Source organism: Plantimonas leprariae (genome assembly GCF_008802405.1).
GTDB lineage: Bacteria > Pseudomonadota > Alphaproteobacteria > Rhizobiales > Rhizobiaceae > Plantimonas > Plantimonas leprariae.
Genome location: NZ_VZDO01000007.1, coordinates 1 through 22,646 on the forward strand (window position 1 = coordinate 1; position 22,646 = coordinate 22,646).

18 protein-coding genes are annotated in these 22,646 nt (G+C 68.0%); 10 read left to right on the top strand and 8 right to left on the bottom strand.

Annotation, left to right across the window (positions count from 1 at the left end):
- Positions 1-344: 344 nt before the first annotated feature.
- A complete protein-coding gene (locus F6X38_RS10070; RefSeq protein ID WP_150969605.1) occupies positions 345-1,667 on the bottom strand; it encodes a porin in 1,323 nt (440 codons plus the stop codon).
- 632 nt (positions 1,668-2,299) lie between these two features.
- Entirely contained in the window at positions 2,300-3,634 is a 1,335-nt protein-coding gene (locus tag F6X38_RS10075) for a porin (protein WP_150969606.1), read from the bottom strand.
- A 423-nt stretch (positions 3,635-4,057) separates the two neighbouring features.
- On the opposite strand from F6X38_RS10075, the gene F6X38_RS10080 reads away from it, so the two are divergent.
- Complete coding sequence (locus F6X38_RS10080; protein ID WP_150969607.1) at positions 4,058-4,594, top strand: gamma carbonic anhydrase family protein; 537 nt, start codon at positions 4,058-4,060, stop codon at positions 4,592-4,594.
- Positions 4,591-5,736, top strand: a complete 1,146-nt coding sequence (locus F6X38_RS10085) for a pyridoxal phosphate-dependent aminotransferase (RefSeq protein WP_150969608.1) — start codon at positions 4,591-4,593, stop codon at positions 5,734-5,736. The genes F6X38_RS10080 and F6X38_RS10085 overlap by 4 nt, the downstream gene beginning before the upstream one ends.
- A 16-nt stretch (positions 5,737-5,752) precedes the next feature.
- Here F6X38_RS10085 and F6X38_RS10090 read toward each other — a convergent pair whose 3' ends face one another.
- Positions 5,753-6,025 (bottom strand): sel1 repeat family protein, encoded by a 273-nt coding sequence (locus F6X38_RS10090; protein WP_150969609.1) that lies wholly within the window; start codon positions 6,023-6,025, stop codon positions 5,753-5,755.
- Between the two features lie 312 nt (positions 6,026-6,337).
- Between F6X38_RS10090 and F6X38_RS10095 the strand changes: the two genes are divergently transcribed.
- From F6X38_RS10095 to F6X38_RS10105, 4 genes are all read left to right on the top strand, one after another.
- Entirely contained in the window at positions 6,338-6,682 is a 345-nt protein-coding gene (locus F6X38_RS10095; RefSeq protein ID WP_246191289.1) for a DUF2147 domain-containing protein, read from the top strand.
- A gap of 110 nt (positions 6,683-6,792) precedes the next feature.
- Positions 6,793-6,969 carry a hypothetical protein gene (locus F6X38_RS23365; RefSeq protein WP_161992698.1) on the top strand — a complete coding sequence of 59 codons (177 nt, stop codon included), beginning with the start codon at positions 6,793-6,795 and terminating at the stop codon, positions 6,967-6,969.
- Between the two features lie 52 nt (positions 6,970-7,021).
- On the top strand, positions 7,022-8,527 hold the full coding sequence (locus F6X38_RS10100; protein WP_150969610.1) for an AMP nucleosidase: 1,506 nt from the start codon (positions 7,022-7,024) through the stop codon (positions 8,525-8,527).
- Positions 8,528-8,607: 80 nt separating this feature from the next.
- Entirely contained in the window at positions 8,608-9,567 is a 960-nt protein-coding gene (locus F6X38_RS10105) for an endonuclease/exonuclease/phosphatase family protein (RefSeq protein WP_150969611.1), read from the top strand.
- A gap of 12 nt (positions 9,568-9,579) precedes the next feature.
- On the opposite strand, the gene F6X38_RS23370 is transcribed toward F6X38_RS10105, so the two are convergent.
- The gene (locus F6X38_RS23370) at positions 9,580-9,753 is read right to left on the bottom strand and encodes a hypothetical protein (RefSeq protein ID WP_210248886.1); all 174 of its coding nucleotides are present in this window, start codon (positions 9,751-9,753) and stop codon (positions 9,580-9,582) included.
- Positions 9,754-9,758: 5 nt separating this feature from the next.
- Positions 9,759-11,423, bottom strand: a complete 1,665-nt coding sequence (locus F6X38_RS10110; RefSeq protein WP_150969612.1) for an electron transfer flavoprotein-ubiquinone oxidoreductase — start codon at positions 11,421-11,423, stop codon at positions 9,759-9,761.
- A 173-nt stretch (positions 11,424-11,596) separates the two neighbouring features.
- On the opposite strand from F6X38_RS10110, the gene F6X38_RS10115 reads away from it, so the two are divergent.
- Complete coding sequence (locus F6X38_RS10115) at positions 11,597-12,454, top strand: uracil-DNA glycosylase (RefSeq protein WP_150969613.1); 858 nt, start codon at positions 11,597-11,599, stop codon at positions 12,452-12,454.
- A 113-nt stretch (positions 12,455-12,567) separates the two neighbouring features.
- Positions 12,568-13,566 (top strand): YadA C-terminal domain-containing protein, encoded by a 999-nt coding sequence (locus F6X38_RS10120; RefSeq protein ID WP_150969614.1) that lies wholly within the window; start codon positions 12,568-12,570, stop codon positions 13,564-13,566.
- A gap of 8 nt (positions 13,567-13,574) precedes the next feature.
- On the opposite strand, the gene F6X38_RS10125 is transcribed toward F6X38_RS10120, so the two are convergent.
- From F6X38_RS10125 to F6X38_RS10135, 3 genes are read right to left on the bottom strand one after another with little or no spacing between them, the layout of a single operon-like run.
- On the bottom strand, positions 13,575-14,009 hold the full coding sequence (locus F6X38_RS10125; RefSeq protein WP_150969615.1) for a GNAT family N-acetyltransferase: 435 nt from the start codon (positions 14,007-14,009) through the stop codon (positions 13,575-13,577).
- Between the two features lie 4 nt (positions 14,010-14,013).
- Positions 14,014-14,970: a DMT family transporter gene (locus F6X38_RS10130; protein WP_150969616.1), complete on the bottom strand. Its 957-nt coding sequence runs from the start codon at positions 14,968-14,970 to the stop codon at positions 14,014-14,016.
- 45 nt (positions 14,971-15,015) lie between these two features.
- Complete coding sequence (locus F6X38_RS10135; protein WP_150969617.1) at positions 15,016-17,316, bottom strand: xanthine dehydrogenase family protein molybdopterin-binding subunit; 2,301 nt, start codon at positions 17,314-17,316, stop codon at positions 15,016-15,018.
- A gap of 182 nt (positions 17,317-17,498) precedes the next feature.
- Here F6X38_RS10135 and pepN point away from each other — a divergent pair, with 182 nt between their 5' ends.
- Positions 17,499-20,150 carry an aminopeptidase N gene (gene pepN, locus F6X38_RS10140; protein WP_150969618.1) on the top strand — a complete coding sequence of 884 codons (2,652 nt, stop codon included), beginning with the start codon at positions 17,499-17,501 and terminating at the stop codon, positions 20,148-20,150.
- Between the two features lie 196 nt (positions 20,151-20,346).
- Positions 20,347-22,641, top strand: coding sequence for a PAS domain-containing sensor histidine kinase (locus tag F6X38_RS10145; protein ID WP_246191290.1), 2,295 nt, complete (start codon positions 20,347-20,349; stop codon positions 22,639-22,641).
- The last annotated feature ends 5 nt before the right edge of the window (positions 22,642-22,646 follow it).

The following is a 22,646-nucleotide window of genomic DNA, read 5'->3' on the forward strand; positions in this document are numbered from 1 at the left end:
CCTTCCGGAAAGGATCAGCAACCCGGACCCGCCCGCCACCCCACCGAACGATCCCGGTGATCATTCGCGCTCCCTCGACAGAGCGGCGGTCAGCGGAGGTTATGCGAAGCGCGGGCGGCGGGGATAAGTTTTCGAGAGAAGCGGCAGGGGTGCGGCCAGCGGGCCGGAGGCTGAAGCCGCGAACAGGAGGGCACCGCGAGGCTCTCGCGGTTTCCGGCGCTCAGCGGGCACATCGATATCGATCGTGCCTTCTCTCGGTAGCTTCGCTCACTCCCTCCAGCGCGAACGAAAAAGGCCCGGCGTTTCCGCCGGGCCTCCGTATGTTCCGGGATCTTTCGATCCGATCAGAAGGCGCGCTTCAGTTCGAGGAAGCCCTTCCACTGATCGACGTCGTCGAGACCGCCGGCCAGATCGACCTTGCGGTACGACACTTCGCCGAGCGTCGTCAGGTTCGTCGTGATAGCGTAACCGACGCTGCCGGCCGCGCCCCAGATGTCCGCATGCTCGTTCGCACCGTTGGCGTAGGCGATGTCGAAGGACCGGCCGTAGATACCCGACAGGTAGCCCGTGAACTTGCCGAACGACTGCTGGTAGCCGGCACCGATCTGCCACTCTTCCGGAATGGAAGCGAAGCTCGGGTTGTCGACCGCGTCGATGCTGCCGGAAGTGCCGTTGCTGACGAGGTAGCCACCGGGAGCCAGCGAGGCGTATTCCGACGGATCAGTCGCGTAGTGACCTTCGATCTTCAGCGAACCGCCGACCGTGATGAGGTCCTTCAGTTCGACGCCAGCCTTGATCACGAAAGCGCCGTTGTCGCGCTTGCCGTTGCTGTTGCCGTCGTAGAACGGATCACGCGCGTCCGTGAGCGGAAGCACGGCACCGGTGACCGGATCGACAAAGGTACCAAGATTCAGGTTGTCGAGATAGCTCAGGTTCGGGCTGACCGCGTCCTCGTCGTAGACCGCCGAGACGTAGGCCGAGCCGTAGGCGAACTGGTAACCGACCTGCACGACACCGTCCGGAACGCCGTCGCCGTCGCCGTCGTCTTCGATCGAGCCGGCGATCGTGAAGCCGTTGGTGGCGAAGGTGTAGCGGACCTGGTTGTTCGAGATATCGCCGACCGACCAGTCGTTGTCGGTGTAGAGACCGTCGTTCTCCGCGAAGAGCGAGTCGATCTTACCGACCGTCAGACCACCGAGCTGGATGATCGCCTGGTCGATACCGACGTCGTTGTTGCTCGTGCCGTAGCCCTGATTGCTGCCGCCGCCGGTGTTGGTGGCCTGCAGACGCATGAAGGCGCGCAGGGTGCCGAGTTCGGTCTCCTCGCGAGCATCGACGTCGAGACGCGCGCGGGTCTGGGTGGTAACGTTGTACTCGCGGTCGTTGTCGTCGAGGTCCGGGCTGCGGACGCCGTTGTCGCCGTTAAAGTTGTCGGCAACGCCACCGAGATCGCCCGCCGCGTTTACGCGCATACGGACGTAGCCGCCGATCTTGAGGCAGGTCTCGGTGCCCGGGATGTAGAAGAAGCCCGTGCCGTAGACGTCGCAAACGCGGACGTATTCGACCGGCTCCGGCTCGACCATGGTGACGGGCGCGTCGGCGGCCTTCGCGCCGGTGACTGCGACGAAGGCCGCAGCCGAGCCAAGAAGTAGGCCCTTGATGTTCATGTCCTGACCTCCAGTCAAGTTACTAGGTTAGGGTTGGGCCTTGTTTCGAAGGACAGCCTTCCCTGCCCCATCCCCTGCTTTGAAAGTCCGAAGCTCGGTGCCGCGTTCTTTCTGACGAGACCATTATCCACGGCCGGTTCGGTTGCAATCCGCAAAAGTGCTTCGGGGCTGGCGGCGGGCCCTTTGGACACAGTGCTGTGTCCGAGAAGTCACGATTTCGGCAAGCAACCATTAACCTTCCTGAAGAAACGATTAACCACCGCGGCAACAGCGAGGCGACGCCCGGAAGAGAAGGCGTTCAAGCGGCGCGATTGCGTCAGACTCGCGCAAGCTACGGGGCGCGGCCCGCGGCTCCCGGGGCCGCCGGATGTTCCCGCGTAGGGCAGCGCAACTCGGCTGAGCGACGCCTATCGAACGATGGGCGGGACGACGCCCGCCGACGAGACCATCCGGCGGCGATCGATCGAATGCTGCGGGCCGACGAGCCCGCACACTTGCGCCAGGATGGATCGAAACGCGGCGCAGGGTCGATGCCGGAAGTTTGGAGGTATCGGGATATCCCGGAGCCTCCCCAAACGAAAAAGGCCCGGCGTCGCCGCCGGGCCTTCGGGTTTTTGGATCGCTCGACCCGATCAGAAGTCGCGGCGCAGTTCGAGGAAGCCGCGGGTCTGGTCGGCGTCATCGAGACCGCCCGCGAGGTCGACCTTGCGGTAGGATACTTCGGCGAGCGTCGTCAGGTTCGACGTGAGCTGGTAGCCAAGGTTGCCGGCGACGCCCCAGATGTCCGCCTTCTCGCTGGAGTCGATGCCGGTGAGGTTGGCATAGTCGATGCTGAACGACTGGCCGTAGACGCCCGACACGTAGGCGGTGAGCTTGCCGAACGACTGCTGGTAGCCGGCACCGATCTGCCACTCTTCCGGAATGGAGACGAAGCTGAAGTTCTGCACGGAGTTGGCGTTGCCCTCGGCCTCGATGCCGAGCAGATACCCACCGGGAGCAAGCGAAGCGTATTCGGTCGGATCGGTGGCGTAATGACCTTCGATCTTCACCGCGCTGCCGGCGGTGATGAGGTCCTTCAGTTCGACGCCAGCCTTGAACGCGAACGCACCGTTATCGCGCTTGCCGTTGCTGTTGTTGTCGTAGAACGGATCACGCGCGTCCGTGAGCGGAAGCACGGCACCGGTGACCGGATCGACAAAGGTACCAAGATTCAGGTTGTCGAGATAGCTCAGGTTCGGGCTGACCGCGTCCTCGTCGTAGACCGCCGAGACGTAGGCCGAGCCGTAGGCGAACTGGTAACCGACCTGCACGACACCGTCCGGAACGCCGTCGCCATCGCCGTCATCCTCGATCGAGCCGGAGACCGTGAAGCCGTTGGTGGCGAAGGTGTAGCGGACCTGGTTGTTCGAAAGGTCGCCGACCGACCAGTCGTTGTCGGTGTAGAGACCGTCCTCTTCCGCCCAGAGCGAGTCGAGCTTGCCGACCGTCAGGCCGCCGAGCTGGATGAAGGCTTGGTCGATGGCGACTTCGTTGTCGCTCGTGCCGTAGCCCTGATTGCTGCCGCCACCGATGTTGGTGGCCTGCAGACGGGTCCAGGCGCGGAGCGTTCCGAGTTCGGTCTCCTCGCGGGCGTCGATCTCCAGACGCGCGCGGATCTGGGTGTTGAAGTCGTACTCGCGATCGTTGTCGTCGAGGTCCGGGCTGCGAGTGCCGTTGTCGCCGTTGAAGTTGTCCGCGATGCCGCCGACATCGCTGGAAGCGTTCAGGCGCTCGCGGATGTAGCCGCCGATCTTGAGGCAGGTCTCGGTGCCCGGGATGTAGAAGAAGCCCGTGCCGTAGACGTCGCAAACGCGGACGTATTCGACCGGCTCCGGCTCGACCATGGTGACGGGCGCGTCGGCGGCCTTCGCGCCGGTGACTGCGACAAAGGCCGCAGCCGAGCCGAGAAGCAGAGCCTTGATGTTCATGTCCTGACCTCCAGTCAGAGATGCTTGCCGTGGGTCGGACCTTGTTCGAAGAGCGAACTCTTCCCTGCCCGATCCCTCGATCGTTCCGGCGAAGCGAACTTCCGCGTCGTCGTCTGCGGCCAACATCGTTCACGAACCGGACTCTGACAATTGCACGCCGGCCACACTGAATCGAACCAGGCAGTTTGGTGTCGACCCTGTGCCCTAGATGTCACGATTCGAATCCGTGGATCGGACGGGAGGTTAAGAACCCGTTAAGGATATCGATGCCGGGGAACGGCATTCGAGGGCAGGACGGCGGCTTCTCACGGGGCTGTTGCGCGACTGCCATGCGGAGACGAAGCCGCCTCTGGCAGCGAAACCGGATGTGCCCTACTGATCCGGCCGCGGCAGGACACGCGCCCGGACGGGATGGAGACGACGATGGCGGTCTACGCGTTGGATGACGACCGGCCCGAACTCCCGTCGCCGGGCGAATGCTTCGTCGCGGAGGGTGCCCGGGTGATCGGCCGGGTGCGGCTCGGGCCCGGCATCGGCATCTGGTTCGGCGCGGTCGTGCGCGGCGACAACGAATGGATCGAGATCGGCCCCGACACGAACATCCAAGACAACGCCGTGCTCCACAGCGATTTCGGCTCGCCGCTATCGATCGGAGCCGGCTGCACGATCGGGCACGGCGCGATCGTCCACGGCTGCACGATCGGCGACAACTCGCTCGTCGGCATGGGCGCGACGGTGCTGAACGGTGCGCGGATCGGCGAGAACTCGATCATCGGCGCGGGCGCGCTCGTCACCGAGGGCAAGACGTTTCCGGCCGGCTCGCTGATCGTCGGCGTGCCGGCGAAGCTGATCCGCCCGCTCGAAGATGAGGCCATCGAGGGGTTGCGGGCCTCGGCGCGGCATTATGCCGAGAACGCCCGGCGCTTCGCGGCGGGTCTGACGAGGATCGACAGGGCATGACAGGCGGACAGATCAGGGCGGCGGGCCGGGCGGAACCCGAGGAGGCGGTGCTTTTCTCGCCGCTGGCCCGCTCGCTCGCGGCGACGACGCCGTTCGTCGGGCCGGAGGCGATCGAGCGCGAGACGGGCGTCCGCTTCCGCGCGCGGCTCGGCGCGAACGAGAGCGTCTTCGGCCCCTCGCCGGCCGTTCTGGAAGCGGTGGCCGAGGCGGCGGCGCGGAGCTGGGCCTACGGCGATCCGGAGCAGCACGATCTCAAGGTCGCGCTCGCCCGGCATCTCGGTCTCGCGCCTGCGAACGTCACGGTCGGCGAAGGCATCGACGGCCTGTTCGGCCACCTTGTCCACCTCGCGACGCAGCCGGGCGATGCGGTGCTGACCTCGTTCGGCGCCTATCCGACCTTCAACTATCATGTCGCCGGCCACGGCGCGGCGCTGCACACGGTGCCGTACCGGGACGACCGCGAGGACATCGACGCGCTGCTCGAACGGGCCCGGGCGCTGAAGCCGAAGCTTCTCTATTTCGCGAATCCAGACAATCCGACCGGCTCGTGGCACGAGGCGGCGGCGGTGGAGCGGCTCGTCCGGGAAACGCCGGCGGAAACGATCCTCGTGCTGGACGAAGCCTATTCGGACCTCGCCCCGGCTTCGAGCCTGCCGCCGACATCGCTGCTGCGACCCAATCTCCTGCGCTTCCGCACCTTCTCGAAGGCCTACGGCATGGCGGGCGTCAGGGTCGGCTACGCCTTCGGCGAGTCGGAGGCGGTGCGGCAGTTCGATAAGGTGCGCAACCATTTCGGCGTGTCGCGCATGGCGCAGGCCGGGGCCGTCGCCGCGCTGGCGGACCGGGCCTTCCTCGAAGATGCGATCGCCCGCATCGTGGCAGCGCGCGACAGGCTGTCCGCGATCGCGCGGGACGCGGGGCTGCGGCCGCTGTCTTCGGCGACGAACTTCGTCGCGATCGATTGCGGACGCGACGGCGCCTTCGCGAAGGCGGTGCTCGACGGCGTGATCCGGCGCGGCGTCTTCATCCGGAAGCCGGCGGTGCCGCCGCTCGATCGGCTGATCCGCGTGACGGTCGGGCGGGAGGAGGAACTGGCGCTCTTCGCCGAGGTGCTGGGGGAGACGCTGCGGGAACTCGGCTGAACCAGCGAGCCGGAGATCAGTGGATCGCCAGCCAGTCGCGCGCGGCGCGCAGCGCCCGGCCGATCTCCGGCTTCGACATCTGCGCCGCGACGTCCTGGCGGTGGAAGGCGGCGCGCTCGTCGCCCTCGCGGTCGGCGAGGTTGAAGTACATGTGGGCGGAAACGAGGTCGATCGCGCCGTCGCGGCCATTCGCCGCGCGCATGCCCATCTCGAACAGGATGGAGGCGCCGTCGGCCAGCGCGGCACCGATGCCGCCGGAGGTCATCTCGGAGAAGTCGAAGCGGGCCATGTACTTATTCCTGTGCCTGGCCGCCTTCGTTCATCGTGGCGGCTCATGAGTCGAGGATGGCAGCGGCGCTTGAAGGGGCGCTTAAAATGCAAGGCTAATTCGGCTTAAATGCTCCGCTCATCTTCCGGTAACGGATACGGGCCGGCCGGATAAGCCGTTGCTTTTGCTCAGTGCGCCGAAAGACGGTGAGATGGCGTTCACCCTGCTGGGCAATGCCCGCCTAACCATTGATCGAGGTCGGTCGCCGCGGCGCGCCTTGCGATGCGGGTGGAAAAGGCGAAAAACGGGAGAAAATCCTGAGGGAGCAGGCGGATGGCGAAGCGGCGCATGGCGGCGATGCTCCTCGTGCTGACGACTGCGGCGGGCAGCGCGAGCGGTGCGGAGCGGATCGTCGGGAACTGGCATACGCCGAGCGGCCATGTCGCGCGGATCGAAGCCTGCGGCGCGGCCTTCTGCATCTTCGCGACGGCGCCGCAGTTCAAGGACAAGCAGATCGGCCGGATGACGGAGTCCGGCGACGGCTATGCGGGCGAGATCACCGATCCGGAAACCGACCGCACCTATGCGGGCACCGCGACGGTCAACGGTTCGTCCCTGAAGCTCACCGGCTGCGCCCTGAAGATATTCTGCCGTTCGCAGACCTGGACGAAGCTCTGACGGTTCGAGCGGAAGCGCGTTCACCGCTCCGAACGGCGGGTGAGCGACGCCGCCAGCCTCGCTTCAGCCATGTCGCCATATCATCGACCGAACACCTCGGGAGGCTCGCGATGGTCGTCAGGCTGGCAGTCGTCACAACGCTGATCGCCCTTTTCGCGCTGTCGTTCAGCGCGCTGGTCGACATGGGCCGCCAACGCTCGCTTGCCGCCCCAGCCGCCGTGCAGGCCGGGCAGGACTGCCTGACCACCGGCCTTCTCTGCGCGCCAGGCGGCGCGGCGCGAGGCTGAGCCGGCACCGCAGCCGTCTTCCGCCCGTCGCGGAAGGCGTCTACAGGAAGCCATGACGGAACTCTTCACGGCCCGGTCGAACCTCGCATTCGCAACGCCCGAGGCCTCGCCCGGGCGCCCCTTCGACGATGCGGGCCGGGCGGTCGCCGAATTGCGGCGACTCTACGAGGGCTCCACCGCCTTCCTGCGCGACAGCTTCGCCAGGGTGCTGGCCGAGGGCGGCGACGGCGGCAAGCGCTACCGCGCCTTCTACCCGCAGATCTCGCTCGTCACCGATAGCCACGCGCGGATCGACTCGCGCCTGCCGTTCGGCCACGTGCCGACGCCCGGCGCCTATGCCACGACCGTGACGCGGCCGGACCTTTTCGAGAACTACCTCACCGAGCAGCTCGCCCTCCTGATCCGCAATCACGAGCGGCCGGTGATCGTCAGCGACGGCCAGACGCCGATCCCGCTGCATTTCGCCTTTCCGGAAGGCAGCCATGTCGACGGCGCTTCGGCCGACCGGCTGGCGAAGCCGCTCCGCGACCTCTTCGACGTGCCGGACCTCGGCTCGACGGACGACCGGATCGTCAACGGCAATTTCGAGCCGCGCCCCGGCGAGCCGATGCCGCTCGCGCCCTTCACGGCGCAACGCGTCGACTACTCGCTGCACCGCCTGTCGCATTACACGGCGACGAGCCCGCAGCATTTCCAGAACTATGTCCTGTTCACCAACTACCAGTTCTACATCGACGAGTTCTGCGCGCTCGGCCGCGAGGCGATGCGGAACGGGGGCATGGGCTACGAGAGCTTCGTCGAGCCCGGCAACCTCATCACCTATGCCGGGCACGGCGAACCGACGAGCGGCCTGCCCGCCCCGCGCATGCCGCAGATGCCGACCTACCACCTGACCAAGGCCGAGGGTGCCGGCATCACGATGGTGAACATCGGCGTCGGCCCGTCGAACGCCAAGACGATCACCGACCATATCGCGGTGCTCCGCCCGCACGCCTGGCTGATGCTCGGCCACTGCGCGGGCCTCCGGAACACGCAGGCGCTCGGCGACTACGTGCTGGCGCACGCCTATGTGCGCGAGGACCACGTGCTCGACGCCGACCTGCCGGTCTGGGTGCCGATCCCGCCGCTGGCCGAGGTGCAGGTGGCGCTGGAACAGGCGGTGGCCGAGATCACCGGGCTTTCCGGCTACGAGTTGAAGAAGATCATGCGCACCGGCACGGTCGCGACGATCGACAACCGGAACTGGGAGCTGCGCGACCAGACCGAGCCGGTGGAGCGGCTGTCGCAATCGCGCGCCGTCGCGCTCGACATGGAGTCGGCGACGATCGCCGCCAACGGCTTCCGCTTCCGCGTGCCCTACGGCACGCTGCTCTGCGTTTCCGACAAGCCGCTGCACGGCGAGCTGAAGCTTCCCGGCATGGCGACCGAATTCTACAAGCGGCAGGTGGCGCAGCACCTGCAGATCGGCATCCGCACGATGGAGAAGCTCGCCGAGATGCCGCCGGAGCGGCTGCATTCGCGGAAGCTCCGCTCGTTCTTCGAGCCGGCCTTCCAGTAGCGGCCGACGGCGTGCCGAAATCGGGTCCCGCAGGGTCGCGGCATCGCCGCCGCTCGGCGCTGCTTGCGGCGGTGGCCGTCTTGGCGGCGGTCGTTGCGGTCGGCTTCCTCGGCGATTTCGCCGCGCCGCTCGATACGCTCGCGCAGTTCCGTGCTCATGCTTCGATACTGCTCGGGCTCTGCGGCCTCGCTCTGCTGGCGATGCGCGAGGGCAGCTTCGGCTTCGGCTCGCTGGGGCTCGCCGCGATCGGCCTCTACTCGGTGCTGCCCTTCATGCTGCCAGCCAACGGCGGCGGGGCGGCGAAGGCCGCGCCCGGCACGCCGCGCTACACCCTCCTCCAGATGAATCTGCGCTACGATTCGCCGGACCGCTCGCAGGCGCTGCGCTTGATCGAGACGGTGAAGCCCGACGTCGTGACGGCGCAGGAGATGACGGCGGCGTGGCGGGCCGACTTCGAGCGGTTGCGCAGCGACTATCCGTACCAGTTCACCTGCGCCGAGCCGTTCCGCTACGCCGACACGGCGATCCTGTCGCGCCGGCCGTTCGACGAGAGCCGGCTGACCGGCCGGACGCTGTGCGACGAGCGCGAGCGCTTCTCGGTGAAGACGGTCGACTTCAACGGGCTCAGCATCGCGATCGGCTCCGAACATCTCGAATGGCCGTGGCCGTGGCGGCAGCAGCGCATGCTGGGAAGCGTCGAGCCGACCCTCGCGGCCTTGCGCGATCCGACGATCATCGCGGGCGACTTCAACGCCGCCCCCTGGTCGGCGGCCGTGCGGGGCTTCGCGGCTGCGAGCGGCACGCGCGTCCTCGCCGGCATCGGCCCGACCTGGATCACCGACCTCCTGCCGGCGTCGCTCGCCCGCTATGCGGGACTGCCGATCGACAACGTGCTCGTATCGGACGGGGTGGACGTGCTCGAGGTCGAGCGGTTGGGCGCGGTCGGCTCCGACCACCTGCCGGTGCTCGTCACCTTCACCATGCGCTTCGCCGTGCCGGACGAGCCGGAAGTAAGGAGCGCGGGGCGCCGACCGGACTGAGAGCGGCCGATCTCAGCAGCCGCAGAAGGGCGCTGCCAGCCTCGGTGCCGCGTAGAACAGCGGCAGGAGCTGCGTTGCGGCGTCGGTGCCGAGCGCTTGGAAAGACAGCGAAGCGACGTAGAACCCGATCTGGCCGGACGGCAGGAGGTAGCCGGCGGAGCCGGCGACGAAACACTCGACGAACATCCAGCTCACATCGTCTGGTACACCGGGCCTTCGCCGCCTTGGGGCGGGATCCAGACGATGTTCTGGTTGGGGTCCTTGATGTCGCAGGTCTTGCAGTGGACGCAGTTCTGTGCGTTGATCACAAACTTCGGATCGCCGCCGTCCTCGTGCCATTCGTAGACGCCGGCCGGGCAGTAGCGCTGCGACAGCCCGGCGTAGACGTCGTGCTCCGAGCGCTTCTGCAGCTCCATGTCCTTGACCTTGAGATGGACCGGCTGGTCCTCCTCGTGGTTGGTGTTCGACAGGAACACCGAGGACAGGCGGTCGAAGGTCAGCACCCCGTCCGGCTTCGGGTAGTCGATCGGCTCGCACTCGGCGGCCGGCTTCGTCGCGGCGTAGTCCGGCTTGCCGTGCCGCATCGTGCCGAAGAACGAGAAGCCGCCGAACAGCTGCTGCACCCACATGTCGATGCCGCCGAGCATCACGCCGAGTGCCGTGCCGTAGCGCGACCAGAGCGGCTTGACGTTGCGCACGGGGCGGAGGTCCCGCCCGATCGACGACGAGCGCCAGCCGTTCTCGTAGACATGCAGCCGATCGTGCGCGCGGCTCTCGCCGATCGCCGCCACCGCCGCGTCCGCCGCCTGGATGCCGGACGCCATGGCGTTGTGGACGCCCTTGATGCGCGGCACGTTGACGAAGCCGGCCGAGCAGCCGATCAGCGCGCCGCCGGGGAAGACGAGCTTCGGCACCGACTGCCAACCGCCCTCAGTGATCGCTCGTGCGCCGTAGGCGAGGCGCTTGCCGCCTTCCAAGAGTTCCGCCACGTCGGGATGCGTCTTGTAGCGCTGGAACTCCTCGAAGGGCGACAGATACGGGTTCGCGTAGTTGAGGTGCACCACGAAGCCGACGTAAACCTGATTGCCTTCGAGGTGGTAGAGGAACGAGCCGCCGCCGGTCTTCATGTCGAGCGGCCAGCCGAAGGAGTGCTGCACGAGGCCGGGCACCGCCTTCGCCGGCTCGATCTCCCAAAGCTCCTTGATGCCGATGCCGAACTTCGGCGGCTCCCGCCCCTCCGCTAGGCCGTATTCGCGGATGGCCTGTTTGGCGAGCGAGCCGCGCACGCCCTCGCCGAGAAGCACGTACTTGCCGACGAGCGCCATGCCGCGCTGGTAGGCGCCGCCCGGCTCTCCGTCGCGCCCGATGCCCATGTCGCCGGTGGCGACGCCGACGACCGCGTTCGAATCGTCGTAGAGGAGCTCGGTCGCGGCGAAGCCCGGATAGATCTCGACGCCGAGCGCTTCGGCCTTCTCGGCCAGCCATTTGCACACGAGCCCGAGCGAGACGACGAAGTTGCCCTCGTTGTCCATGATCTTCGGCATCAGCGCCACCGGCAGCGGCAGCCGGCCATGGGACCCGTAGAAGTAGAAGCGGTCCTTCGTCACGCGCTGGCGGATCGGCGTCTCCTCGACACGCCATTCGGGCAGGAGTTCGTCCAGCGCGGAAGGGTCGAGCACGCAGCCGGACAGGATGTGGATGCCGACCTCGGCCGCCTTCTCCAGCACCACCACCGACAGGTCGGGGTTCCGCTGCTTCAGCCGGATCGCCGCCGACAGGCCGGCCGGCCCCGCCCCGACGATCACGACGTCGAACTCCATCGATTCGCGCTCGGGGAGCGCTCTGGCTTCACTCATCAACTGTCGGGTCCGCGTTACGACTCATCGGCAAACAGTAACGGCTTGGAACGCTTCCAAACCGCCCGGCCGAGACATAGTCGGCTTCGCCTGCGTCATCAAACGCCTCGGGTCTCGGCCGGGCGCTTCGGTCGCATGTCGCCTCCGGGCGCGGTTCCCCGTATGAAGGGGCCATGACGGACGACAGGCAAGGCGCGGCGGGCATCGGGGCGGCAGCGGCACTGCTCGAATGGTACGCGCTCGCCGGCGTCGACGTCGCCTTGCTCGACGCGCCGCGCGACCGGTTCGCGGAAGGCGCGGCGGAAGCCGAGCCCGCGCCGGCCCGGGCACCGGAGCGCCGCGAGGCACCGTCCGCGCCGCCGGCCGCGGACAGGCCGCCGGCGATCGAGCGCCTGCAGGTCGCCGTGCCGAGCGAGGTCGCGGTGGCGGACGCGCGGGAACTGGCGCGGCGGGCTGAGTCGATGGACGCGTTGCGCGAGGCGCTCGCCGGCTTCGGCGGGTGCAACCTGCGGCTCACCGCGAAATCGCTGGTGTTCGGCGACGGCAACCCGCGCGCCTCGGTGATGCTGATCGGCGAGGCGCCGGGCCGCGAGGAGGACATTTCCGGCGTGCCCTTCGTCGGTCGCTCCGGCCAGTTGCTCAACCGGATGCTGGCAGCGATCGGCATCGCCCGCGAGGACGTCTGGGTGACGAACACCGTGCCGTGGCGGCCGCCCGGCAACCGGCCGCCGACGCCAGCCGAGACCGAGATCTGCCTGCCCTTTGTCGCCCGCCAGATCGAGCTCGTGCGCCCGCAGGTGCTCGTCTGCTTCGGCTCGCCCGCGACCAAGGCGATCCTGCAGGCGGAGGACGGCATCCTCAGGTTGCGCGGCCATTGGCTCGGCTACAGCTTCGGGCTGGAGGCGGATCAGACCATCCCCGCCATGCCGATGCTGCATCCCGCCTACCTCCTCCGGCAGCCGGCGCAGAAGCGGCTGGCATGGCGCGACCTCCTCGCGCTGAAGGCTCGGCTGGCACCCGAGATGGGTTAAGTTGTATCATTCGATTTTTCAACCTATGATATACGTAACGTAAGGAAGCGTTAACCATCTCAACAATAACCTCTGGTTGTTAGTTCACAGAACACAACCTGAGAGTTCAAACCATGACGATCCTTCGCGGTGCTCGTCGGGCGTTGCCGCGCGCCCTCTTTCCAGCCTCGGGTGCGGCTCTTTTCCTCATCGGAGCGGGCACCTTCGCTGCGGATGCCCAAGTCGTTTCGCTCGATCTCCTGAACCGGCTCACGACGCTGGAGGACAGCGCAAAAGGCACGAAGTCGACCCTCGGCCTGCTCGATACGAAGACGGCGGCGAACGGCAATCTCCTTTCCGTCCACGACGGTCTCCTCACCGGCTTGAAGACGGATGTCGGCGAGTTGCGCACCGGCCTGACGGCGGTGGATACGGCGCTCGACGGCGTGAATGCGAAGCTCGCGACGAACACCACCGACCTCGCGGACCTGCGCGTCACGGTGGGCGACCTCAGCGACCTCCTCGGCAATCTCGACGTGCCGGACGTGATCGACGTCACCGGGCCGGTCGACGTTTCCAGCATCGTCGGGTCGCTGAACCGGCAGGCGGTGTCGGTGGCGGCGAACGCGACCGGCCTCGCGAACGCCAACGTCAACATCGGCGTGCTGCAGAACAACGACGCGAAGCAGGACCTCCGGCTCGACGACCACGACCGGCGCATCACCCAGGTGACCAACGTCGTCGCCGGGCAGCAGTTGGTGCTGAACGACCACGAGCGGCGAATCACGCAGAACACCAGCGACATCCAGCGGCACGAGGCGGCGATCGGGGACCTGCAGTCGCAAATGGCGAGCGGCTTCGCCGGCATCGACGACGAGCTCCGCCACCAGAGCCGGCGGATCGACAAGGCGACCGAGGGCGTCGCGATGGCGATGGCGATGAAGTCGCCCGCCGTGCCGGAAGACAAAAACTTCGCGATCTTCGGCAGCTTCGGCGCGTTCGACGGGCAGACGGCGCTGGCCTTCGCCGGCGGCGTCCGCGCGACGGAAGCCCTGCAGTTCGATGCCGGGGTCGCGGTCGGGCTCGACCGGGGCAGCGTCGGCGGCCGGGCCGGCGCGACGCTCGCCTGGTGACGGAGCACCTAAGGGCCGAGCGGTTTCGCCAGGAAGAAGCGGCTGCGGCCGGCGACGAAGTCCGGCAGCTCGCCGAAGACGGCGTAGCCGCAGCGCTCGTAGGCCGCCTTCGCCTTCGGGTTGAACGTGTCGATCCAGGCGCCGCGGCAGCCGCGGTGGAGCGCTTCGGCTTCCGCCGCATCGAGGAGACGGGCGGCGAGTCCGCGGCCGCGATGCCGCTCGGCGATCCAGAGGTTGCCGGTGAACAGCCAGTTCCAGGCGGTGTAGCCGGTGAGACCGGCTTCCGGCGGCTCGCCGGGCGCCGGGCGGAAGAAAACCCCGAGCGGCCGGCGGTCCGAGGGGCCGACCTCGCCGGCGTTGAAAGCGGACAGCTCGTCGAGGATCGTCGCGGCGTCGGCCCCGTCCGGCACGTCGGTGACTTCGAGGGGCAGGTCTTCGGTCATCGCGTCAGCTCGCCGGCGAAGGCGTGACCTTGCGCGACTTGCGCCGCTTGATGCCGAGCCGGCTCTCCCGGAAGATGATGAAGGTGCCGGCCGCGACGACGATCAGGCCGCCGACGAAGGTCGTCGGCGCGACCACCTCGTCGAACAGCACGTAGCCGATGGTGATCGCGAGGAAGAGCGAGGTGTATTCGAACGGCGCGATGGTGGACGTGTCGGCATAGCGGTAGCAGGCTGTCATCAGGAGTTGGCCGACGCCGCCGCAGAGCCCGGCGAGGATCAGGTAGGCGGCCTGCCGCGGCTCCGGCACGATCCAGCCGAAGGGGAGCGAGAACAGCGCGATGCCGCTGCAGGTCAGCGAGAAGTAGACGACGATCGTCGCGGTCTTCTCGGTGCGCACCAGCCGGCGGATCTGGATCATCGCGACGGCCGAGACGACCGAAGCGCAGAGCGAGGCGATCATGCCCCAGCCTTCGGCCGGGTCCAGCCCCTCGGACAGAAGCGTCAGGTTCGGCGCGGAGACGACGAGGATGCCGACGAGGCCGATGAGCACCGCAGTCCAACGGTAGATGCCGACCCGCTCCTTCAGGACGAGCGCGGCGGCGGCGACCGTGAACAGCGGCGCGGCATAGGAGATCGAGATCCATTCCGGATAGGGCAGCCGCGTCAGCGCGAAGAAGCCGAGGCCCATCGAGGTGACGCCGATCAGGCCGCGCAGGACGTGGCCCGGAAAGTCGTCGGTCCGCATCGCGGTCGCGAGGTCGCCGAGCCAGAACAGGTAGGCCGCCACCGGGATCAGCGCGAAGAAGGAGCGGAAGAAGACGATCTCGCCCGCCGGTATGCCTTCGCCCGCGAGCTTGATCGCGGTCTGCATGCCGACGAAGAAGACGACCGAGATCACCTTCAGGAGAATACCGCGTGCCGGACTCGCCGCGCTCTCCGCGACGGGTTGCGAGATCGCCATGAAATGCCAACGGGCGCGGGCGGTGGAAGCCCGCGCTCCCTTTCCTCACGATGCGGGGTGCAGCGCCTCCCAGATGCGCAGCGGCGTCGCAGGCATGTCGATATGCCCCGCGCCCGCCGAGCGCAAGGCGTCCTGCACCGCATTCATCACCGCCGGCGCCGCGCCGATCGTTCCAGCCTCGCCGGCGCCCTTGATGCCGAGCGCGTTGGTGGTGGAGGGCACGTTGCGCGTGCGGAACTCGAACATCGGGAAGTCGGTGGCGCGCGGCATGGCGTAGTCCATGAACGTCGCGGTGACGAGCTGGCCTTCCTCGTCGTAGACCGCGTCCTCGCAGAGCGCCTGCCCGATCCCCTGCGCGACGCCGCCGTGGATCTGACCTGCAAGGAGGATCGGGTTCACGGTCACGCCGAAATCGTCGACGATGACGTAGCGCTGGATCTCGGTGCGACCCGTTTCGGGATCGATCTCGACCTCGCAGACATGCGTGCCGTTCGGATAGGTCGCCTCGGTCTGCTTGAACTCGCCGACCGCCTTGATGTCGTCGGCGGACTTCGCCGCGGCGGCGATGGCGGCGAAATCGATCGCCCGGTCGGTGCCGACGATCCGCGCCGCGCCGTCGCCAAGCTCGATGTCGGCTGCGGCGGCTTCCAGCTCGTCGGCGGCGATCTTCTTCAGCTTTTCCGCCAGCGTCTCGCTGGCGCGCCGCACCGAGACCGCACCGAGCGGGATCGAGCGCGAGCCGCCGGTGCCGCCGCCGGTCGGCGTGTCGTCGGTATCGCCTTGCCGGACGTCGATGAGGTCGTAGTCGAGCTTCAGGGCCTCGGCGACGAATTGGGCGTAGGCGGTGGCATGGCCCTGGCCGTTGGTCTGCGTGCCGATCTTGCAGAGGACGCGGCCGTTCGGCTGCAGCTCGACATAGGCGGGCTCCGAGCCCGGAAAGGCGCAGGCCTCGACATAAGTCGCGAGGCCGATGCCGCGCAGGCGACCGCGCGCTTCAGCCTCCGCCCGCCGCCCATCGATCTCGCTCCAGTGCGACTGGCGCAGCGCCTCCGCGAGGTGCCCTTCGAACTCGCCGGTGTCGTAGAGGCGGCCGATCGGGGTGCGGTAGGGAAGCTGGTCGGGCTTGATGAAGTTCAGCCGCCGGATCGCCTCGCGGTCGAGCCCCGCGACGCGGGCGCACTCGTCCACCAGCCGCTCAATGCAATAGGCCGCTTCCGGCCGCCCCGCGCCGCGATAGGCGTCGAGCGGCACGGTGTGCGAGTAATGCAGGCGGCACTCGACGTCGATCGCCGGGATGTCGTAAAGGCCAGTCGCCATCGACATGCCGAACCACGGGATCATCGGGCCGTACTGGTAGGAGTAGGCGCCGAGATTGGCGTGGAGGTCGACCTTCAGCGCGAGGAAGCGCCCCTCGCCGTCCATCGCCATCCGCGCCGTCACGACGTTGTCGCGTCCGTGCGTGTCCGAGACGAAATGCTCGGAGCGGTCGGCGGTGTGCTTTACCGGCCGCCGCAGCTTCTCGGCCGCGACGAGGACGAGCGCATGCTCGCGGTAGAGGAAGGCCTTGGTGCCGAAACCGCCGCCGACGTCGCGGGTCACCACGCGCACCCGCTCCGGCTCGATGCCGAGCACGTCCTTCGCGAGATTGTCGCGCAGGCCATGCACGCCCTGGCTGCCGGTGGTGAGGAGATAGCGGTCCTCGCTTTCGACGAACTCGCCGATGGCGGAGCGGACTTCGAGATAGTTCGCGACGATGCGGTTCTGGACGAGCCGGATCTCCGCGACATGCGCGGCTTCAAGGAAGGCTGCCTCCGTCGCAGCCTTGTCGCCTTCGTGGAGCGTGCCGGCGAGGTTCGAGCCGCGCTCAGGATGGACGAGCGCTTGCGTGCCGTTCATCGCGCTCGCGATGGTCGGCACGGCGGGAAGCGGCTCGTAGTCGACCTCGAACAGTTCGGCCGCGTCGCGGGCTTCCATCGCCGTGTCCGCCACGACGAAGCCGACCGCGTCGCCGACATGGCGGACGGTATCGGCGCAGAGCACCGGTGTGTTCTGGGGCACGAACTTCTCGCCGCCCGCCATCTTCGGAATGCCGTGGCAGGCGACCTCGCCGAGATGCGCGATGTCGGCATGGGTGAGGACGAGGCGGACGCCCGGCGCCTCGCGGACGGCGGCGAGATCGCCGATGGTGAAGCGCGCATGCGCGTGCGGCGAGCGGACCACGACGGCGTGGAGGAGATTCTCGCGGGTCTCGTCGTCGGTGTAGCGCCCGGCGCCGCGGATCAGCGCGTCGTCCTCCTTGCGCAGCGCCGACGCGCCGAGGCCGAACTTCGGTGTCATGATGGTCAAGGCTGGCTTCCCCGGAGGCAGGCGCGCCGGGCGGGCCCCGCGCGGGCGATGGGACGTGAGAATCCGAGCCTACGCCATGCCCCGCCGCGCGTCGACCCTTCGCGGCCACCCTGCGACACGGCGTTTGGCAAGCGACGGCCTTCGGTCTATCGAGACCCTTTCGACCGAGCCGGAACGAGACCATGCAGCGCACCGACAACGACGTGACGATCCGGCTCGCGGACTACCGGCCGACCGCGTTCGCGGCGAGCCAGGTCGAGATGATCTTCCGCCTGTTCGCCGACCGGACGGAGGTGGAGACGACCACCACGCTGGAGCGCCGCGCCGGCACCGCGCCGGACGAGGCGCTGCGGCTCAGCGGCGACGAGATCGAGCCGGCCCGCGTCGCCGTGGATGGCGAGACGCTCGGACCCGATCGCTACGCCGCCGACGAGAACGGCCTGACGATCAGCGGGCTGCCGACCGCCGGGCCGTTCCGGCTGACGATCGAGACGGTGCTCCGGCCGGAGGCGAACACCAAGCTGATGGGCCTCTACTCGTCGAACGGCATCTGGTGCACGCAGTGCGAGGCCGAGGGCTTCCGCCGCATCACCTATTTCCTCGACCGGCCGGACGTCCTCGCCACCTACCGGGTGCGGATCGAGGCGGACCGCGCGGTGGTTCCGGTGCTGCTTTCGAACGGCAACCTGACGGAAACGGGCGATCTCGGGTCGGGACGGCATTTCGCCGTCTGGGACGACCCGTTCCCGAAACCGTCCTACCTCTTCGCGCTGGTGGCGGGCGACCTCGACCTGCTGGAGGATCGCTTCACAACCGCGAGCGGGCGCGAGGTCGCGCTCGGCATCTATACCGAAAAGGGCAAGGCCGGCGGCGCGGCCTACGCGATGGATGCGCTGAAGCGCTCGATGCGGTGGGACGAGCGGCGCTTCGGCCGGGAATACGATCTCGACGTCTTCAACATCGTCGCGATCTCCGACTTCAACATGGGGGCGATGGAGAACAAGGGCCTCAACGTCTTCAACCACAAATACGTGCTGCTCGACCCCGAGACCGCGACCGACGGCGACTACCAGGGCGTCGAGACCGTGATCGCGCACGAGTACTTCCACAACTGGACCGGCAACCGCATCACCTGCCGCGACTGGTTCCAGCTCTGCCTGAAGGAAGGGCTGACGGTCTATCGCGACCAGGAGTTCAGCGCCGACGAGCGCTCCGCGCCGGTGAAGCGCATCGCCTCGGTGCGGGGGCTGAAGGCGCACCAGTTCCCGGAGGACCAGGGGCCGCTGCAGCACCCCGTCCGGCCGCGCGAGTACCGCGAGATCTCGAACTTCTACACCTCGACCGTCTACGACAAGGGCGCGGAGCTCGTCCGAATGATCGAGACGATCCTCGGGGCGGACCAGTTCCGCGCCGGCATGGACCTCTACTTCGAGCGGCACGACGGCGAGGCCGCGACGGTGGAGGAGTTCGTCCGCTGCTTCGAGGAGGCGGGCGGCGCCGACCTTTCGCAGTTCGCGCGCTGGTACAACCAGGCCGGCACGCCGGTGTTGGAAGTGAAGGAGGCGTTCGACCACGACGCCGGCCGCCTGACGCTCAGCTTCGCGCAGTCGCTGGCGCGCGGCTCGGCCGGAACCGGCACGGAACCCTTCCACATCCCGGTCCGCTTCGGCCTCGTCGGCCCGAACGGCCAGGACATCGAGGCCTCGCCCGTTTCCGGCGCGGCGATCGAGGGCGACGTCATCCACCTGCGGAAGGCCGAGGAGACGGTCGTCTTCGGCGGCCTTGCGGAGAAGCCCTTCATCTCGATCCTGCGCGACTTCTCCGCGCCCGTCACCTTGAAGGACGAGCAGAGCGCGGCGGACCGGCTCGCCCTCGCCCGGCTCGATCCGAACCCGTTCAACCGCTGGCGCGCCCTGTCGGACCTCGTCGGCCAAGCCCTCGTCGACGCGACCGCCGCGGCGCGCCGGGGCGAGGCGGCGGCGATGGAGCCGGAGGTGGCGGACGCGCTGATCGCTTCCGCCGGCGACATCTCGCTCGACCCGGCGTTCCGGGCGCAGATGCTGGCGCTGCCGAGCGAAGCCGACATCGCCCGGCTGATCGGGGTCGACGTCGACCCGGTCGCGATCCACGCGGCGCGGAACGGCGTCGTCGAGGCGGTCGGGCAGCGGGCGGGCCGCCGCTTCGACGATCTGCACCGGGAGTTCCGCTCGCGTGCCGACGCCTATTCGCCGGACGCGGCCAGCGCCGGCCGGCGCGCGCTCGCCAACGCGCTTCTCGAATATCGGGTAGCGGCGACAGGCGAAGCCGAAACGGTGGCGGCGCAGTACGCCGAGGCCGGCAACATGACCGACCGGCTGGCGGCGCTCGGCATCCTGGCGCATCGCCTGCCGGAGGCGGCCGAGACGAGCGCGGCGCTCGCCGACTTCTACGCGCGGTTCGAGGACGACGCCCTGGTCGTCGACAAGTGGTTCGCGATCCAGGCGACGATCCCGCGCGAGGACGCGCTGGACGGGGTGCGGACGCTCGCGCGCCATCCGAAGTTCCGCCTCGCCAATCCCAACCGGGCGCGGGCGCTGGTGGGCGCCTTCGCCTCCGGCAACCAGATCTCGTTCAACCGGGCGGACGGCGCGGGCTACTGGTTCGTTGCAGAAATGATTCACTCGCTCGACGGATTGAATCCGCAGATTTCGGCCCGCATCGCCACCGCATTCCGTTCCTGGCGGTGCTTCGAGACGAACCGACGCGCGCAAGCCCGCGCAGCGCTTGAGGAACTCGCCGCCCGGCCCGGTCTTTCCACAGACCTGAAGGATATCGTGGAAAGGTCGCTCGCCTGATTGACTCTGGGGAATGCGGAAATTTCGCAACCCGTCAAGGCATGGACAAGCTGATTCGCGTCTGATCAATTAACCACGATTCGGATGTGCGGCGTTCCGGATCGTTTCGGGGAATCAACAGTCTAGAGCGGTGCGGATGAACGCGGACGCAACTTGCGTACCGGCGGAGGGGAAGCGTTTGTCTCGCTGGTCCCGGATGCCATCTTTCCGGAACCTCGCGTTCGCCGACTGGCGGTCGCTGGTCCGGCGGGATCATCCGGCCCTCGCCCTGGCGGAGCCGGCGCTCCGCCGCGTCGTCCCCGTGCTCCTGATCTCCTTCCTGCTCATTCTCGGCATCGCATCCGGCGCGCTCCTGTTCGAGCAGCGAAGTTTCATCCAAGCCGACGCCCTGCAGGACATGAAGGTCGGCGTCAGCCTGGTCCGGGCCGAGTGGAACAGCGCCGAGCGGACCGAGCGGCTCGATCCGAAGTCGGAGGCCGAGGCGCTCCTGACGAGCACCGTCCCGCCGGAACTCTTGACCGGCGGACGCTTCGGCCTGATCACCGACGCCGAGGGCACCGTCGTCGCCGTGACGCCGGGGCGCGAGGCGCTCGTCGGCGCAAAGGCCGACGTGATCCTCGCCGGCATCCAGCCTCTCCTGATGTTCGGCGAGCGCGCCGGCGTCCTCGAAACGCAGTTCGGCGGCGAGCCGGCGCTGGTTTCCACCTCCCGCCTCGACGGCGAGTTCGGCTCGATGGTGATGGTGCAGGCGAAGAGCGCCCTCTTCGCGCGCTGGCGGCACCTCGTCTCGTTCTGCGCCACGCTCTACGCGATCACGAGCTTGATCCTCCTCGTGATCCTCTATGCCTATTTCTGCCAGGCGCTGCGGGCGCGGGCCGCCGACGCGCAACTCAGCGACACGCACCGCCGCGTCGAAACGGCGCTGTCGCGCGGCCGCTGCGGCCTCTGGGACTGGGACCTCGCGCGCGGCCGGATGTTCTGGTCTCGCTCGATGCACGAGATCCTCGGCATGGAGAGCGAGAACGGCACGCTCTCCTTCGGGCAGGTCGCCGAACTGATGCATCCGGAAGACGGCAGCCTCATCGACGTCGCCCGTGTGGTCGCGTCCGGCAAGGTGCGGCATCTCGACCGCACCTTCCGCATGCGCCGTTCGGACGGCGCCTATATCTGGGTCCGCGCCCGCGCCGAGGTGACGCGGAACGCCGAGAACGAGATCCATCTGATCGGTGTCGCGGTGGACGTCACCGAGCAGCACGCGCTGGCGAAAAGCTCCGACGAGGCGAACGCCCGGCTGAAGAACGCCATCGAGAACATCTCGGAAAGCTTCGTGCTGTGGGACGCCTCGCACCGGCTCGTCTCGTGCAACGAGAAGTACCAGGAGGTCTTCGGTCTCGCCAATGGCGACGTCGTCTCAGGCGCGCTCTACGAGACGGTGATCGGGCGCTCGCGCCGGCCGATCGAGATCCGGCCGATTCCGAACCTCAACCCCGCGGCGGGCGAGCGCGTCGTCGAGGCGATGCTCGCCGACGGTCGCTGGCTGCAGATTTCCGAGCGCATGACGAGCGACGGCGGCTTCGTCTCGATCGGCACCGACGTAACGCAATTGAAGGCGCATCAGGAGCGCCTCAGCACCTCCGAGCGGCGACTCATCGCGACGATCAACGCCCTCTCGGTCGCGCGGCTCGACGCCGAGGCGAAGGCGAAGGAGCTGGAACTCCTGAACGCGAACTACATCCGCGAGAAGGAACGCGCCGAAGGGGCGAGCCGGGCGAAGACGACCTTCCTCGCCAACATGAGCCACGAGCTGCGCACGCCGCTGAACGCGATCATCGGCTTCTCCGAGATCATGCGCGACGGCTCGTTCGGCCCGATCGGCAACGACAAGTACGTGGAATATGCCGCCGACATCAACGCCAGCGGCCACTACCTTCTGAAGCTGATCAACGACATCCTCGACATGTCGAAGATCGAGGCCGGGCGTCTCCTCCTCTCGAAGGAGCGGGTCGACCTCACCGAGATCATCGGCGAGGCCCGCAAGATCATCGAGGTGCAGGCGGCGCAGAAGTCGATCCGCTTCGAGATGCACCTCGCCGACGAGATCGCGCTGTCCGCCGACCGCCGGGCGACGAAGCAGATCCTCCTGAACCTCCTCGCCAACGCGGTGAAGTTCACCAATCCCGGCGGTCGCGTCGAGATGCGGGCAAGAGCCGTCGGCGACCGCGCGGTCGTCACCATCGCCGATACCGGCATCGGCATCTCGCGCAACGCCTTGAAACAGCTCGGCAAGCCGTTCGAGCAGGTGGAGAACGAGCTGACGCGGACGCACAAAGGCACGGGCCTCGGGCTCGCCATCGCCCAGTCGCTGACGGAGCTGCACGGCGGCGCGGTGCGCATCGCCTCCGAACCGGGCCGCGGCACGGTCGTCTCGCTCCGCATGCCGCTTCGCACGCTCGCGGCGGTCGAGGACGGGCGGGCAGCGCGCGCCGCCTGATCCGA

What these genes read in the sequence shown, in the direction of transcription:
- F6X38_RS23370 (WP_210248886.1), bottom strand. Translation starts at nt 9,753, where the DNA reads ATGTTCGTCGAGTGTTTCGTCGCCGGCTCCGCCGGCTACCTCCTGCCG.
- F6X38_RS10095 (WP_246191289.1), top strand. Translation starts at nt 6,338, where the DNA reads ATGGCGAAGCGGCGCATGGCGGCGATGCTCCTCGTGCTGACGACTGCG.
- F6X38_RS10070 (WP_150969605.1), bottom strand. Translation starts at nt 1,667, where the DNA reads ATGAACATCAAGGGCCTACTTCTTGGCTCGGCTGCGGCCTTCGTCGCA.
- F6X38_RS10145 (WP_246191290.1), top strand. Translation starts at nt 20,347, where the DNA reads ATGCCATCTTTCCGGAACCTCGCGTTCGCCGACTGGCGGTCGCTGGTC.
- F6X38_RS10085 (WP_150969608.1), top strand. Translation starts at nt 4,591, where the DNA reads ATGACAGGCGGACAGATCAGGGCGGCGGGCCGGGCGGAACCCGAGGAG.
- F6X38_RS10075 (WP_150969606.1), bottom strand. Translation starts at nt 3,634, where the DNA reads ATGAACATCAAGGCTCTGCTTCTCGGCTCGGCTGCGGCCTTTGTCGCA.
- F6X38_RS10110 (WP_150969612.1), bottom strand. Translation starts at nt 11,423, where the DNA reads ATGAGTGAAGCCAGAGCGCTCCCCGAGCGCGAATCGATGGAGTTCGAC.
- pepN (WP_150969618.1), top strand. Translation starts at nt 17,499, where the DNA reads ATGCAGCGCACCGACAACGACGTGACGATCCGGCTCGCGGACTACCGG.
- F6X38_RS10080 (WP_150969607.1), top strand. Translation starts at nt 4,058, where the DNA reads ATGGCGGTCTACGCGTTGGATGACGACCGGCCCGAACTCCCGTCGCCG.
- F6X38_RS23365 (WP_161992698.1), top strand. Translation starts at nt 6,793, where the DNA reads ATGGTCGTCAGGCTGGCAGTCGTCACAACGCTGATCGCCCTTTTCGCG.
- F6X38_RS10120 (WP_150969614.1), top strand. Translation starts at nt 12,568, where the DNA reads ATGACGATCCTTCGCGGTGCTCGTCGGGCGTTGCCGCGCGCCCTCTTT.
- F6X38_RS10090 (WP_150969609.1), bottom strand. Translation starts at nt 6,025, where the DNA reads ATGGCCCGCTTCGACTTCTCCGAGATGACCTCCGGCGGCATCGGTGCC.
- F6X38_RS10130 (WP_150969616.1), bottom strand. Translation starts at nt 14,970, where the DNA reads ATGGCGATCTCGCAACCCGTCGCGGAGAGCGCGGCGAGTCCGGCACGC.
- F6X38_RS10100 (WP_150969610.1), top strand. Translation starts at nt 7,022, where the DNA reads ATGACGGAACTCTTCACGGCCCGGTCGAACCTCGCATTCGCAACGCCC.
- F6X38_RS10115 (WP_150969613.1), top strand. Translation starts at nt 11,597, where the DNA reads ATGACGGACGACAGGCAAGGCGCGGCGGGCATCGGGGCGGCAGCGGCA.
- F6X38_RS10125 (WP_150969615.1), bottom strand. Translation starts at nt 14,009, where the DNA reads ATGACCGAAGACCTGCCCCTCGAAGTCACCGACGTGCCGGACGGGGCC.